The organism is Herpetosiphon giganteus (assembly GCF_016907925.1).
GTDB lineage: Bacteria > Chloroflexota > Chloroflexia > Chloroflexales > Herpetosiphonaceae > Herpetosiphon > Herpetosiphon giganteus.
Map to the genome: position 1 here is coordinate 139933 of NZ_JAFBCZ010000005.1, position 14922 is coordinate 154854.

11 protein-coding genes are annotated in these 14922 nt (G+C 51.6%); 3 read left to right on the forward strand and 8 right to left on the reverse strand.

Annotated elements, in window-relative coordinates:
• Nucleotides 1-45: 45 nt before the first annotated feature.
• Nucleotides 46-3669 carry a transcription-repair coupling factor gene (gene mfd, locus JOD20_RS06370; RefSeq protein ID WP_204754456.1) on the reverse strand — a complete coding sequence of 1208 codons (3624 nt, stop codon included), beginning with the start codon at nucleotides 3667-3669 and terminating at the stop codon, nucleotides 46-48.
• Nucleotides 3670-4048: 379 nt separating this feature from the next.
• On the opposite strand from mfd, the gene JOD20_RS06375 reads away from it, so the two are divergent.
• Complete coding sequence (locus tag JOD20_RS06375) at nucleotides 4049-4642, forward strand: Crp/Fnr family transcriptional regulator (RefSeq protein ID WP_204754457.1); 594 nt, start codon at nucleotides 4049-4051, stop codon at nucleotides 4640-4642.
• Between the two features lie 71 nt (nucleotides 4643-4713).
• Nucleotides 4714-5439 carry an SDR family oxidoreductase gene (locus tag JOD20_RS06380; RefSeq protein ID WP_204754458.1) on the forward strand — a complete coding sequence of 242 codons (726 nt, stop codon included), beginning with the start codon at nucleotides 4714-4716 and terminating at the stop codon, nucleotides 5437-5439.
• 48 nt (nucleotides 5440-5487) lie between these two features.
• Here the strand turns inward: JOD20_RS06380 and aroF are convergent, their stop codons facing one another.
• The 5 genes from aroF to JOD20_RS26685 all read right to left on the reverse strand — a co-directional run bounded on the left by aroF (nucleotide 5488) and on the right by JOD20_RS26685 (nucleotide 10084).
• The gene (gene aroF, locus JOD20_RS06385; protein WP_239583750.1) at nucleotides 5488-6531 is read right to left on the reverse strand and encodes a 3-deoxy-7-phosphoheptulonate synthase; all 1044 of its coding nucleotides are present in this window, start codon (nucleotides 6529-6531) and stop codon (nucleotides 5488-5490) included.
• 126 nt (nucleotides 6532-6657) lie between these two features.
• Nucleotides 6658-7104: a hypothetical protein gene (locus tag JOD20_RS06390; protein WP_204754459.1), complete on the reverse strand. Its 447-nt coding sequence runs from the start codon at nucleotides 7102-7104 to the stop codon at nucleotides 6658-6660.
• Nucleotides 7105-7232: 128 nt separating this feature from the next.
• Entirely contained in the window at nucleotides 7233-7919 is a 687-nt protein-coding gene (locus tag JOD20_RS06395) for an LppX_LprAFG lipoprotein (RefSeq protein ID WP_204754460.1), read from the reverse strand.
• 30 nt (nucleotides 7920-7949) lie between these two features.
• The gene (locus JOD20_RS06400) at nucleotides 7950-8924 is read right to left on the reverse strand and encodes an MBL fold metallo-hydrolase (protein ID WP_204754461.1); all 975 of its coding nucleotides are present in this window, start codon (nucleotides 8922-8924) and stop codon (nucleotides 7950-7952) included.
• Nucleotides 8925-9136: 212 nt separating this feature from the next.
• The gene (locus tag JOD20_RS26685) at nucleotides 9137-10084 is read right to left on the reverse strand and encodes a lytic polysaccharide monooxygenase (RefSeq protein ID WP_204754462.1); all 948 of its coding nucleotides are present in this window, start codon (nucleotides 10082-10084) and stop codon (nucleotides 9137-9139) included.
• A 927-nt stretch (nucleotides 10085-11011) separates the two neighbouring features.
• On the opposite strand from JOD20_RS26685, the gene JOD20_RS06410 reads away from it, so the two are divergent.
• Nucleotides 11012-13444 (forward strand): glycoside hydrolase family 9 protein, encoded by a 2433-nt coding sequence (locus JOD20_RS06410; protein ID WP_204754463.1) that lies wholly within the window; start codon nucleotides 11012-11014, stop codon nucleotides 13442-13444.
• A 214-nt stretch (nucleotides 13445-13658) separates the two neighbouring features.
• Here JOD20_RS06410 and JOD20_RS06415 read toward each other — a convergent pair whose 3' ends face one another.
• Together JOD20_RS06415 and JOD20_RS26690 are read right to left on the reverse strand one after the other, a co-directional pair.
• Complete coding sequence (locus tag JOD20_RS06415) at nucleotides 13659-14645, reverse strand: aminopeptidase (protein ID WP_204754464.1); 987 nt, start codon at nucleotides 14643-14645, stop codon at nucleotides 13659-13661.
• A complete protein-coding gene (locus JOD20_RS26690) occupies nucleotides 14629-14760 on the reverse strand; it encodes a hypothetical protein (RefSeq protein WP_275580570.1) in 132 nt (43 codons plus the stop codon). The genes JOD20_RS06415 and JOD20_RS26690 overlap by 17 nt, the downstream gene beginning before the upstream one ends.
• Nucleotides 14761-14922: the final 162 nt, after the last annotated feature.

Below are 14922 nucleotides of genomic sequence, written 5' to 3' on the forward strand. Positions count from 1 at the left end.
CTAAAAGCTCAAAATTTCATTAATGTGTATGCTTAATTAAGCATATCAATTGCTAATTTTATTTAATGCCTCAAGCAACTGGCGCAAAACGACTTCCCAATCGTCGCGCAGCACCCGCCGATCAAGCCGTGCCAATTGTGGGCCAATCACCACGCCGCGCGGCGATTCACGCTGAAGTTGCTCGCGATCAAGATAAACGCTCTTGGGCAGCCGCACCGTAATTTCGTTATCATCGGAGATAATCGAAACCACGCCCGCTTGTAAAGCCAAAACTTTGAGCGTCAATAAATCAAGCAGGCGCGCTGCTGGCTCAGGCACTGGCCCAAAGCGATCTTCTAGCTCTTGGCGGAGCATGCGAATGTCGCGGGTCGAGCGGGCTTCGGCGATATGCTGGTAAACCCGCAAACGCAGCGGCTCATCGTCAACATAATTTTGCGGCAGATAGGCATTAATCGGCAGGTCGATGCTGACCATTGCATCGGGCAAAACGGGATCTTCAGCATCGCTGCTAAAACCACTGCGCGCCGAAACCACCGCCGCGCGGCGCAGCGCTTCGACGGCACGCGCCCGTTGGGCTTTTTGTTCGCCAGCCTTTTGGGTTTGGCCACGTTTGCGCTCCTCTCGCACTCGCTCGACCGCCTGCGAAAGTAAGCGTGAGTAGAGATCAAAACCAATCGTGGTGATATTGCCCGATTGCTCAGCGCCTAACAAATTACCAGTGCCACGAATTTCAAGGTCGCGCATGGCGATGCGAAAGCCAGCGCCCAACTCGGTGGCCTCTTGAATTGCCTCAAGCCGCTTTTGCGCTTCTTCGCCCATCGCTTTGGTTGGGTTATAGAACATATAGGCATAGCCACGTTGGGTTGAACGGCCAACTCGCCCGCGCAGTTGATACAATTGCGCCAAGCCGTAGGTCGTTGCATCGTCGATAATCATCGTATTGGCGCTGGGTACGTCGATGCCACTTTCGATAATTGTGGTACAAACAAACACATCGAACATACCCTCGAAAAATTGCAGAATGACTTTTTCCAGCGCTTTTTCGGGCATCTGGCCATGGCCAACGCCAATGCGAGCTTCGGGCACTAATTTTTGAATGCGATTAGCGACGGTGTAAATCGATTGGACGCGATTATGCACAAAGTAGGCTTGGCCATTGCGCCCTAACTCGCGCAGAATCGCATCGCGCACCAACATTTCGTTGTAGGGCTGCACATAGGTTTTGATCGGCATACGATCGTCGGGCGGCGTATCGATAACGCTGAGATCGCGAATACCCGACAACGCCATGTGCATCGTGCGTGGAATTGGCGTTGCAGTCAGCGTCAGCACATCAATTTCATGGCGCAGGCGTTTCAACATTTCTTTATGCTTGACCCCAAAGCGCTGCTCTTCGTCGATAATCACCAAACCAAGCTGCTTAAAATGCAAATCGTTGGATAAAATCCGATGCGTGCCAACCACAATATCGACTTCGCCCTTGGCGATGCGTTCGATAATCGCTTTTTGCTGGGTTGGCGAGCGAAAGCGCGAAAGCATTTCGATCCGCACTGGAAACATCTGCATGCGCCGTGAGAAGGTTTCGAAATGTTGTTGGGCCAGCACCGTCGTTGGCACCAGCACGGCCACTTGGCGGCCATCTTGCACCGCTTTGAAGGCGGCGCGGAGCGCAACTTCGGTTTTGCCAAAGCCCACATCACCACAGATCAGCCGATCCATGGGACGGGTGTTTTCCATATCGCTCTTGACATCTTCGATTGCCCGCAATTGATCATCGGTTTCGGTGTAGGGAAAACTATCTTCCAGTTCGCGTTGCCACGAGGTGTCGCTGCTGTAGGCAAAGCCTTCGACCAACTGGCGCGCGGCGTAGAGATCAAGTAATTCGGTGGCGAGTTCTTCGACATCAGCCCGCACTTTGCGCTTGGCTCGCTCCCAATCCGACGTGCCCAAGCGGGTGAGGGTTGGCTTGCCTTCGCCAGCGCCAATGTAGCGCGAAACCCGATCAACTTGATCGACTGGCACATACAATTTATCGCCAGAAGCGTAGCGCAACACCAAAAACTCACGTTCAGCGCCGCTGGCCTCGATGCGCGATAAACCCTCGTATTGGGCGATGCCATGCTCGATATGCACCACATAATCGCCAACCTTGAGCGATTGCAAAAACGCCGTGCGATCGCTTTCGCTGCGCTGTTTGCGGGCACGCGTTGAGATTGCGCGCCGTGGTTGCCAGCCAAACATCTCACTATCGCTGAGCAAGATCAGGCGCAAGGGATCGCTGCTAAAGCCACCAGATAGGTTGCCATGGCGAATAATAATCGTGCCGCTTTGGAAAGCTGGATCATCAACATCGGGGCCATCTTCTTCGCCGATGAGGGCCAAATTGTGCTCGCTGGCCAATTCGCGCAAGCGGCTGGCTTGGGGCGAAACCAATACAACTCGTTCGCCACCAACCAAGCGTTCGCGCAAATCTTCAAACAACCGATCAGTTTGGCCGCCATATGCTGGCGCTTGGCTGAAGCTATTAATTTCGCGCACAAAGGCATCGTTTTGATCATCGGCGATTGGCTGATTGCTCAGGTTGAGGCAACTCCAACGTTGAATTGCTTTGCGAATAAATGTCCAGGCAATTAATGGAAAGGGAAAATCTGCTGGTAATTCGTTATTTTCAACTTGAGTGTTGCGCACAAGGTCGGCATGGCTTTGCAGTTCGATGCCTTGGGCATTCAATTCATGTTCTTCGGAGAGAATCACCATCGCTGAGCTTGGCAAATGTTGCCATAAACCAGCTTCAACCGCTTCGTGGGGCGTGCGGAAGAACGGTGCATAAAACGCCCGACCTTCAAAGCGCTGGCCTGTTTCGAGATGTTCGCGGGCGGTGGCCCATTCGTGTTGCACTTCGCGACGCAAGCTAGCAATTTGCAACTGATCGATGCGTTTGATCGCTTCGTTACGTCGCCAAAACGGAATCTCGTGGGCTGGGCTGATTTGAATTTGGCGCACACGTTTGTCTGAGCGTTGCGAAATTGGGTCGTAAATGCGCAAACTTTCAAGCTGATCATCCCAAAATTCAAGCCGAATTGGGCGCTCGCTGGTTGGCGGAAAAATATCGATAATCCCGCCACGCTGGCTGAGATCGCCTGGTTGTTCGGCGGTTGGGCCGACGCGATAGCCCAAACTGACCCAGTGGGCCAATAATTTACGTGGATCATGCTGGTCGCCTTGGCGCAACACGCGGGTGGCAAAATCAAACTCCTCGGGAGTCATGGTTGGTTGCATCAAGGCCTTAACCGAAGCTACTACACAGACGGTTTCGCCTGCATGTAAACGCCCCAGCACTGCCAAGCGTTGAGCAACAATCCCAATATCCGCCGACATATGCTCGTAGGGCAAGGTATCGGTTGGCGGAAAGAGCATCACGCTTTCGCCGAGCCAAGCGGTGAGATCGGCGTGCATGCGCACTGCTGCATCGGGCGTGGCGGCAATTAAGAGGCTACTGCGCGCCTGAAGCGTGGCGATGGCTGCCACAACCCGCCGCGCTGCGCTTGGCACAGGCGTGATCGTGAGGGTTGTATTGGGTTTGGCTGCTGCCAGAGCCGCTTTAAGCTGTGGCTCGTTTGCCAGAAGCCCCTGAATATCTGCTAATAAACTCTCTGCATGATCTGTCATTATGTAGGCCACCGCTTAAACAATTCAAATATTGCTATTGTACCTTAGGCAAAAGCCAAAATCAAAAGTCAAAAGGCAAAAATCAGAAGTCAAAAAGAACATAGAACAGAGAGCATAGAACATAGGGGTAAAGTTAAAAGTCAAAAGCCCATAGCCTATAGCCCATAGCCTCATCTTCGTGTCCTTCGTGGATTAATTTTTTAACGCAGAGGCGCAGAGGAACGATGGCTTTTGGCTGTAGGCTATGGGCTGGCGGACGTTTATTGGTGGAATTCAAGCATATGTGGCATAGCAGAATATAATCACGCTAATCTGTGGCAAAAAAATTAATCTTCGCGACCTTCGTGTTTTTCGTGGTTAAAAAACCGCTAGGAGTTGAATGATGCCGATAGATGACTATGAACTAATGGCTCGCACGTTTCAGCAGCTTGCGCCGATCCCGACTGAGCAGATGCAAGCATGTTTGCGCTTATTCAAGCCGCGTTTTTTGGATGCAGAGCAGGTTTGGTTGCATGCTGGTGAGGCGACCGACCAAGTGGGATTTTTGGTCGATGGCTTGCTGCGTTTCTACTATTTAACCGCCGATGGCGTGGAATGGACAAAATCGTTTTGCCTGCCTGGCGATTTGATCGGTGGCTATCGAGCCTTGTTGTTGAACGAGCCATGTCAATTTACGATTGAAACGCTGTTACCAAGCCACTATTTAGTTGCCAAGTATGTAGATTTTGCTGGCTTGATCAACCAGCACCCATGTTGGGATCGCCTCTTGCGGCGGGTGGCCGAATTGCTGTTTATCAAAAAAGAACAACGTGAAAGTAGCCTATTGCTCGATGATGCGACGACCCGTTATCAACGCTTTTTGGTCGATTTTTCGGCGGTGGCTGACGTAATTAAGCAATATCATATTGCCTCGTATTTGGGCATTACACCAGTCAGTTTAAGCCGCATTCGTCGCCAATTGCGCCCCGATTAACCTATGATAATGCAGCATGCTGCTGTGCTTGCTAGAGTAGCCGCAGGAATTTAGCTAGCGAGGTAGCTTCGATGCAAACCACAGGACACACAGTGTTGATTACCGGCGGCGCAGCAGGCATTGGGCGGGCGTTGGCCTTACGCTTTGCCCAAGCAGGCAATCAGGTGATTGCGGTTGGTCGTGATGCGCAAAAATTGGCCCAACTTAGGGCCTTGCAGCCAACGATTAGCACCATTCAGGCCGATTTGGCGCAAGCCAGCGAGCGTCAGCGCTTAGCCGATCAGGTTCCTGCCATATCAATCCTGATCAACAATGCAGGCGTGCAATATCATGGCGATTTAGTTGAGCAACAATCGGCCCACGTTGATCGTGATCAGGAAATTGCGATTAATTTAACTGCGCCGATTGATTTGATTCAGCGTTTTTTACCCAAGCTCCAGCAGCAGCCCGAAGCAGCGATTATCAATGTTTCATCGGGCTTGGCTTTGGTTCCAAAACAACAAGCGCCGATCTATTGCGCTACCAAAGCTGGAATTCATATTTTTACCAAGGCCTTACGTTGGCAACTAGAACAAACGCAGGTGCGGGTATTTGAAATTATTCCACCGCTGGTTGATACGGCGATGACGGCGGGGCGCGGTAAGGGCAAAATCAGTCCAGAGGCCTTGGTTGAGGAGTTCTGGCGCGGTTTTGTCAATAATAAATATCAGTTGGCGATTGGCAAAGTTAAGCTTTTAATCCAAGTCCAACGCTTTTTACCCCGCGTGGCCGATCGATTAATGCGCTATGGGCGCTAATTAAACTGTAAGGGCTGATCGAAAAACATCGATCAGCCCTCACGATAGCTAAACCGCTGCCGCCTTCGTTCGGCCTTGAATTGGCCGATCCATAGCATCGGCGATGCGCTCGACTTGCTCCATCAATTCAACAAAGCGTTCTGGCAAGAGCGATTGCTCGCCATCCGACCAAGCTTCGGCAGGATTAGGATGGACTTCGATCATCAAGCCATCAGCGCCAGAGGCGATGCCAGCCCGTGACATTGGCAAAATGCTCTGCCAGCGGCCTGTGGCATGGCTGGGGTCAACAATAATTGGTAAGTGGGTCAGCTCGCGCAAGACTGGAACCACGCTCAGATCAAAAGTTCCGCGTGAGTGGTCGTCGAAGGTGCGGATGCCGCGCTCGCACAAAATGACCGCCTGATTGCCTTCGGCCATAATATATTCGGCGGAAAGCAGCCAATCTTTGACGGTTGATGAAAGCCCGCGCTTGAGCATAACTGGGCGACGGGTGCGGCCAACGCGCTTGAGCAAAGCGAAATTTTGCATATTGCGAGCGCCAAGCTGCAAAATATCGGCGTATTCGGCCACCAAATCGACTTGCTCGGTATCCATCACTTCGGTGATGACTGGCATGCCGGTGAGTTCGCGGGCTTCGGCCAAGAGTTTTAGCCCATCTTCGCCCATGCCTTGGAAGCTGTAGGGCGAGGTGCGTGGCTTGAATGCGCCACCGCGCAAAATCGTTGCGCCAGCAGCTTTGACGGCTTCGGCAGTGCTGAGCAATTGCTCGCGACCTTCGATCGAACATGGCCCAGCCATAACAACCAACGAAGGGCCACCGATTTGCACGCCATTAATTTCAATAATTGTGTCGGCTTCGCGATACTCGCGGCTGACCAATTTATAGGGCGCGGTGACGCGAATCACATCGCGTACCCCGGGCATCAACTTAAGTCGGGCAGCTTCGGCAATCGCCCCTTGATTGCCAGTGATTCCGATCGCGGTGCGGGTTGGGCCGGGCATGGTGTTAGCCTGCAAACCCATATCCTCAATCACCGTACAAACAGCTTGAATATCCTCAGGTGTAGCGTGTGCATCCATGACGACTAACATACAACCTCGCATTGGGGTAACGCATGGCATACGATAAGAGCTACGATACACTCGTAGCTCTTAGTAGAAATCGTTACTAGTTTAATATTCCGCCTATTGGGATTCTAACACCCAGATAGGTAAGGGTCAAATTTGGCGCGACGTTAATACATCGTTGCGTTCGATGGCGATTGCGCCAGGCAAATCGGCCAAGGTTTGCAAATTGAGGCCAGTTGGCAATTCTTCGAGTGGTTGCTCAAAGAAAATCACGCGCACGATGGCTTCATCGTTGAGCATCTGCCAAATCATATTTTCGCGGCTAATCGAGCGCACGCGGGGCGTTTCGCCGATGCGAATGCGTTGGGCAAACGAAAGTGCGTCGTCGGGCGTGCGAAACAGCACAACATGACGGGGTTTGCTTGGCGCAGTGGTGTTCTCATCAAGCTCATCATCAAACTGTGGCTTGGGCCGCGCCAAATAATGGTAGTAGTGGCTTTGCGCCAGTTGGGCCACCGAGCCATGGACTAATTCGTCGAGTTCAGCGCGTGGCATGCCAAAACGATCAGCCACTCGATCGCTATTGTGTTCAGTCATCGCAGCCCACCCTGTAAATATATCGTTTAATGGTTGATCAAGCATGTTTTGGATACCTCGCGATTGCATGTTTGCTCTAGCCATAGCATCGTGGTTCGACATAACGAACCAGCCTACGAAATGCTGGGCTATTGTGGTGGAGTGATCGTAATCGATTGGTTGAATTGCGAAACGACCAAGGTGCGCTTGATGGTTTCTTTTTCGCTGCTGACCAAACGGCCAACCGCAACGAGTTGACGTAATAATTTATCGTCTTTGCCAATCCAAAGATCGAGTTTAATTGTGCCAGCTTCGGCAACGCCACCAGTCAGGGCCGAGACGCTTTGGGCATCAACTTCGCCGCTGATATGATAGGTCGCCACGCCGTCGATCTCTGCCTCTTCGACAAAGCTTGGGTTTTTCAGGCCGCGTAGCACATCGCTAATGCCTTTGGCTGGCGAAAAGGTTTCAAGCCCGCCAGTATCGGCCAATTTTTCATAGGTCGTTGCATTAAATGGGTTTGGCGTAATCCAAGCATCGGCTCCAATAATGATGCCATTGATATTGACGGCGATTGGTGCGCCAGCCAATTTGGCTTTGATTTTGGCCTGAATTTTATTGGGCCGAATGCTATCGCCATCAGCATCGATGATGATAATATCGCCCAATGGTGCGGCTTCGCCGTCGCTGACCGTCAGTTTAAAATGAAAGTTATTGACACTTTCAAAGGCGGTTGCACCGTCGCTCGCCACTTTGGCAGCATCGACATCGGCGTTGCCACAGGCCACCAAAGCCATTGCCAGCACCAATAAGCTTAGTTTTTTCCACCAGCGCATACACCCTCCAAAAAACGTTGCGAATCGGCGTTAGTGTTGATCAAGAAAGATAATCTGTCTAGCCCGTTGTTCGCGGCGCAAGCGGCCTTGGCCTTCGAGATAGACCAAATGGGCCAAGGTTTCGGTGATGGCAAAACGCAACTGATGCGCCGAAAGCGTGCTGACCCCAAAGGCAAATTCGCAAACTTCAAAGGCGGTTTTGCCAGTACGCGCATATTCCTGCATCAAATCGAGCCGCTGATCGTGATGCTGGGCGATTTCGTGGCAGCGTTCGCGAAAGGCCACGATTGGCTTGCGATGCCCAGCCAAGGCCAAACGCACATCGAGCGCCGCAAATTCGTTTAATGATCCCAAATAATCGGCCAATGGGTCACGTTTGGCTTCAGGCCACAGGCTGATGTTGGGCGTAATATCGGCCAACACATGGTCAGCCACAATCAATAATTGATCTGCTGGATCGTATAAACATAATTGACCATCTGCATGGCCAGGTGCGTGCAGCAATTGCCACGAGCGTTGCCCAAGCTGCAATGGCTGATCCATCGTGAGTGGGTGCAGCACAGGCTTGGGATCAACATACTGGCTGGCATCCATCGTGTGTTGCCAAATCTGGCGATTGAGATCGTTGGGCATGCCATGCAGTTCGAAAAAATCGACCAAATGATCGGCGGCATCGGGCAAGGGTTGATACCACGCTCGTTGCACGCTCTGAATTTCGGTTGGCGACATCCAGACGCTGGCTCCGCTGCGTTCGGCCATCCAGCCTGCCATCCCATAATGGTCGGGATGATAGTGGGTCACGATAATCTGCTTAATCTGTGACCATTCGATGCCCAAGCGTTCGAATGTTTCGAGCCACGTTTGCTCTGCTGGCCCATAACGCATGCCCGTGTCGATCACGACCCAGCCATGATCGGCGCGCAACAAATAGCAATTAACATATTTGAGTGGCAAGGGAACGGGAATCGGGATACGATAAAGATCAGCGGTGATCGGTTCAAACATGCGGCTATCTCGATATATAATCTAGGAGTATTATCCGTTACTTTTAGCTTGGCATATGTTAGCAGAATGTTAGATCGTGCTCACCAAGGCTTGTTCGAGTGCAGCTATTGATTGGGCTGTGCAATAGAGCGTTAGCTTGTTGCCGATTATTATGCCTAAACAAAGAAAGCTCCTGCGGATAGCTACACCACAGGAGCTTTCGGTTGCTAGATTTAATTAATCAATTGCCATAATGCTGGCACCGCCGCTGGCTCCCAGCCAGGCAACGAGGTATGGGCTTGGCGGCAAATGTAGGTGTGGCCAGCGTAGGTCACGCCTGCGCCAGTGGCATAGCTCGTATAGGCTTGCCAAGCTGGGGTGCTTGGGTTGGGGGTGGCGGTTGGCACATTGGTCGGGCGCGGGGTTGCAACTGGCGTGTTGGTTGGCACGGCGGTTATCGTTGGGACGTTGGTGCTGGTTGGGCGGGGCGTAGCGCTTGGCTGGCTAGTCGGACGGGGCGTAGCCGTTGGTACAGTGGTTTGGTTGCTGCCACCGAAGGTCACATCAGAGCAGCTATAAAACGCTTCGGGGCTATCCGAGCGCTGCCAAATCGAATAAATCAGATGTCGCCCAGTTTTGCCGCTTGGCAAGGTTGCATTGATCACATACGATCCATTGACCAACGCTGGATTGGTAACCGATGCGAATGGCGTAGCCTCAAGATCCGACCATTTTAGCGGTTGGTTGGGGTCATAGCCAGTGCGCGTGAGATAAAAATCAAATGTGCCACGATGCGGTGCGGTTGCTTTATACAAAAAGCTCAGCGAACTGCCCGAATTGAGTGGTGTTGCTGGCCAATCGGCGCGGGCGAGATCAAAGCCAGCGTATTTTTCGCGACCTGCGCTGCACAACTTGCCATCGGGAATAATGCTGCGATGGCGGCCAGCAGCATCGCCAATATTGACCTCGTTCCAATCGTAGAGCGCTTGAGTGCCGCCGCGCTCGATTGCCGCGCGACATGCGGCGGTAGCAGGCGTTTCTGGCCCTTCGAGAAAACAAGCGTAGGTTCGGCTCATTGGCGTTTGCAACGAACCATGGGCATGGACGTGATTCAATCCAACCAACCCTACCACCAACGAACAACAACCAACTGCGAAACGAAGGATACGACGTTGTACCATGGGATTTTCCCCCTTATACGTATGCGGAGCAGCGTGGCTCCATTTCAATGGGTCTCCCGTTCCGTTCATCCACCAAGTTAATTTCTTTGTAATTCCAGTGAAATTATAAAGAAATGTTTATAAAAGTCAATGATTTTTAAGAAACCAAAAGAATTAGACCAAAACCGCGAAGGCTTGTTTTTGATCCACGAAGGACACGAAGGGCCGAAACCGCGAAGGACGCGAAGATCACGAAGGATACATTTTTAGCCACGAATTGCACGAATTCCACGAAGAGCAGAAACCGCGAAGGACGCGAAGATCACGAAGACGAGCACTGGGGGGACTCGTATCAATCAAAACAATCCACGGAGAAACATTAGGGGGTGCTGGGGGATGAAAACCCCCGGCGTTTCCCTCCGGCGGAGGGACGGAAGGGAGGCGAAACGAATGTTAAACAATCAGCGATGAGTAAAAACGAAACCGCAAAGATTTTTCGCCACGAATTACACGAAGCACGCGAAGGTTACGTTTTTTTGCCACAGATTGGCACAGATTATTGTGATTATTGTTCCTATCTCTTATAGCTCTGAGCCAAAATCCCTATATTCTCTGCGCCGCTTCGTTAAACGAACAGGTATTTAACGCAGAGTTGAATTTCCGATCCCCAGTTCCCAACAACCGATCCCCTTACCCCTCTGTTCTTTTTTACTTCTAGCATGAATTAACTATTGTAGCGCTAGAACATTGACAGGATTGTAAAAATCATTTAATCTTTGCCTCAATAAATTTGGGAACGCTCTCAAATACTAGGCATAATCAATCAGCTAGCGATAGACCTTAGCTCTTTGATTTAGTGAGACCGATCCCAGATGCTGCTCTGATTGCTTACGTTGCACTATTGCAGCAGCTATGTGTGTTGCAATAGCCCAAAAAAGGATCGACCAAATGAAGCTTCATTTCCAACGGCGGAAACGATCGCGCACGCTGATAGCGGCTTGTAGCACCGTTGCCCTGACTGCTAGCGTGGCTTTTGGTAATATTTCCTCGGTGTTTGGCGTTGTTCAGCACGAATCCTCAAATACCACTCCCGCAAATCTGCCTTCAGCTGCCCTAGCGGCTTCCTCGCTGATTCGGGTTAATCAACATGGCTATTTGCCGAATGCAGTTAAGCGTGCCAGCCTTGTCAATAGCAGCAACTCGCCAGTAGCTTGGCAATTGCGCAATAGCTCAGGCGCGACGGTGCTTTCGGGCACTACTACGGTTTTTGGCTATGATGCTAGTTCCGGCGATACGCTGCACATTATCGATTTTTCGGGCTACACTGGCACTGGCAGTAACTTTACGTTGGCTGCCGCAGGTAATACCAGCCATCAATTTGATATTAGCTCAACGGTTTATCGCCAATTAAAATACGATGCACTGGCCTATTTCTACCATAACCGCAGCGGGATTGCGATTACCATGCCTTATGCTGGGCGCAACGATCTGACGCGTCCCGCTGGCCATATTGGCATCGCTCCCAATCGTGGCGATACGAATGTGCCATGTGCTGGCGGCACTGGCTGTAATTATTCGCTGAATGTGGTTGGCGGCTGGTACGATGCTGGCGATCATGGCAAGTATGTCGTTAATGGTGGAATTTCCGTCTGGACATTGCTCAATCAATATGAGCGCAACCAATATTTTGGTTCGTCAGCAGCCGATTTTGGCGATGGCCGCATGAATATTCCTGAAAATGGCAATGGCGTGGCCGATTTGCTCGACGAAGCACGCTGGGAATTGGATTTTATGCTGCGTATGCAAGTGCCTGCTGGTCAGCCCCGCGCTGGCATGGTGCACCACAAAATGCACGATGCCAACTGGACGGGCATTCCATTGCGGCCTGATCAAGATTCGCAAGAGCGGGTGTTGCGGCCACCAAGCACCGCTGCAACCTTGAACTTGGCTGCAACCGCCGCCCAAGGCTCACGGATCTGGCGCTCGATTGATCCAGCTTATTCGGCGCGTTTGTTGAGCGCCGCCGAAACCGCTTGGGCAGCTGCCCGCGCCAACCCCAACGTGATTGCGTTGGATAGCGATGGCACTGGCGGCGGTTCATATGGCGATCCGCAAGTTGGCGACGAATTTTATTGGGCCGCCAGCGAGCTATACATCACCACTGGCAAAGCTGAATACAAGAGCTATTTGCAAAGCTCAAGCTACTATCAAGATGTGCCGAGCGACTATAGCAGCCGTGAACCAGCCATGACTTGGGGCACAACCGAAGCGCTGGGCACGATTTCGTTAGCCGTTGTACCCAATGGTTTCAACAGTAGCGAATTGGCTGGCGTGCGCAACGCAATCACCAGCGCTGCTACGGTCTTTGCGAATAATGTTTCAACCCAAGGCTATGGCACGCCGTTGAGTGCGCCAAGCACTGGCTATCCGTGGGGTTCCAACTCGTTTGTCTTGAATAATGGGATTATTTTGGGCTTGGCCCACGATTTCACTGGCAATGCGAGCTATCTGAATGCCATGAGCCAAGGCATGGATTATCTGCTTGGACGCAACGCGATGGATAAATCGTATGTGACTGGCTATGGCGAAAACCCGCTGCAAAATCCGCATCACCGTTTCTGGGCGTTTCAAGCCAATGGCAGTTTTCCACGTCCGCCAGCAGGGGCAGTTTCTGGTGGCCCAAATTCGGCCTTGCAAGACCCGTATGCTCAAAGCATTGGCCTGCCTGGCTGCAAAGCCCAAAAATGTTTTGTCGATCATATTGAATCGTGGTCAACCAACGAAATTACAATCAACTGGAATGCGCCGTTGGCTTGGGTTGCAGCCTATCTTGATGAAAAAGCTGGCGCGGTAACGCCACCAACGCCAATTCCAGCGACGGCAACGCCAATTCCGGCGACGGCCACGCCACGACCAGCGACGGCAACGCCAATTCCGGCAACCGCTACCCCGATTGGCCCAACCGCGACGGCTACGCCGATCGTGCCAACTGCCACGCCACGGCCAGCAACCGCCACGCCTGTGCCAAGCAACACGCCGGTTGTGCCAACCCAAACCAATGGCAGCTGCCAAGTGACTTACACTGTTTCTAATCAGTGGCCAACGGGCTTTACCGCCGATGTGACAATTAAAAACAATGGTGCGGCGATCAACGGCTGGAATTTAGCTTGGGCATTTGCTGGCAATCAGCAAATTGGCAATTTGTGGAATGGCAATCTGAGCCAAGTTGGCCAAGCAGTGAATGTGACCAACGTCAACTGGAACGGCTATTTGGCAACTGGCGGCACGGCGAGCTTTGGTATGCAAGCCAGCTTTAGCGGCACGAATGCCAAACCAAGCAGCTTCAGCTTGAACGGCGTTGCCTGTAGCGTTGCTCCATAAGCAATGATCCCCTCACCCCAACCCCTCTCCCGCCTAGCGAGAGAGGGGCTTCATATATTGGATTGTCGATGAATCGTGATGGAAACTCCGATTTTGGTGGCTCCTCCTCGCCCGCGTTTCAGTGGGCGAGGAGGCTGGGATGTGAGGGAAGTCGCTACCGCAGGACTTTTTTAACCACGAAAAATGGATAGGCCAAGATGCAGACGGAATGCAATTAAATGATAAACTTTTCATTGACATAACATAATTCGTCGTTGGCATATACTTCTGCGTGGTGCAAATCGCAGACTAAATCCCAGTGCAATGTTGATTGATTTGTGCCGCCGCATTCAGGATAGGCGTTGCCCAGCGCGAGATGCATAGTGCCAGCCATCTTTTCATCAAAAATGGTTTGGCCCGTTGGCTGCGTAATGCCTGGGTTGAGGCCGAAGGCAACTTCACCAATGAAGCGCGCGCCTGCATCAAGCTCCAACATCGCGTGCGGAAAATCTTGGCCTTGTTCAGCGCTAGCTTGGGTTACTTTGCCTGCTTCGATCACTAGTTGAATGCCACTCACCAAATTACCCAGATAGAGGCTCGGGTGGCTGATGCTTAATCGGCCATTGACTGAATCTTCAATTGGTGCGGTAAAAACTTCGCCATCAGGCAAATTGCGCTTGCCAGCACAATTAATCCAGATGCGATCGTCGCAGCGATAGCTCAAATCGACCCCTGGGCCTTGCATGCGAATTGTGCGACATGTGTTGAGAAAATCAGTAATTTTTTGCTGTTGCTGATAGATTGTTTGCCATGCTTTGACCGGATCAGGCTGATCGAGCAGACAGGCTTTAACCACTAAATCCTCAAAATCCCACAGCGACATGCCTGCATCTTGGGCAAAGGCCTGAGTTGGATAGATCACATCGCACCAGCGTAAGTGGTTTTGCGCCGCTTTGGCGTTGAATAAGGCTTGGACTGAACTCGCAGCTTGGCTTCTCAATTGTTGGCGTTGTTGATCAACGTGATTGAATTGTTTGGTATTAATTTCACTGTAAATATCGCACCAAGCGCTCATCGTTTCGATTTCGTGGGTTAGCGTACTAGGGCTAAATTGCAGCTGAGCGTCGTTGCCCTCTTTAAAACAAAATTTCGCTAAATACAGGGTCGATAATTCTGGGAATAATCTTGGCTCCTGCGTGCAGCGCCTAGCGATAGAGCGCATACAACAATGGTTTAGCGATAGCCTCGCCTTGAATTCGCAGCAAATCGTTTGGTTGCAGTTCTAAGGAATGCTGCACAATAATTTTTGCCAACTGCTGCCAACGCTGATCAAACACACCCGCCTCCAAATCCACAAAACAAGATTCAACTGAGTATAGCGAGGTTGTCAAAGAGGGATCGGGGATTAGGGGCTAGGGATCAGGGGCGAGATATAGCGGAGAGAACTGTTCATTCTTCGTGCTCTTCGTGTCCTTCGTGGTTTCAACTTGTAAGCACAC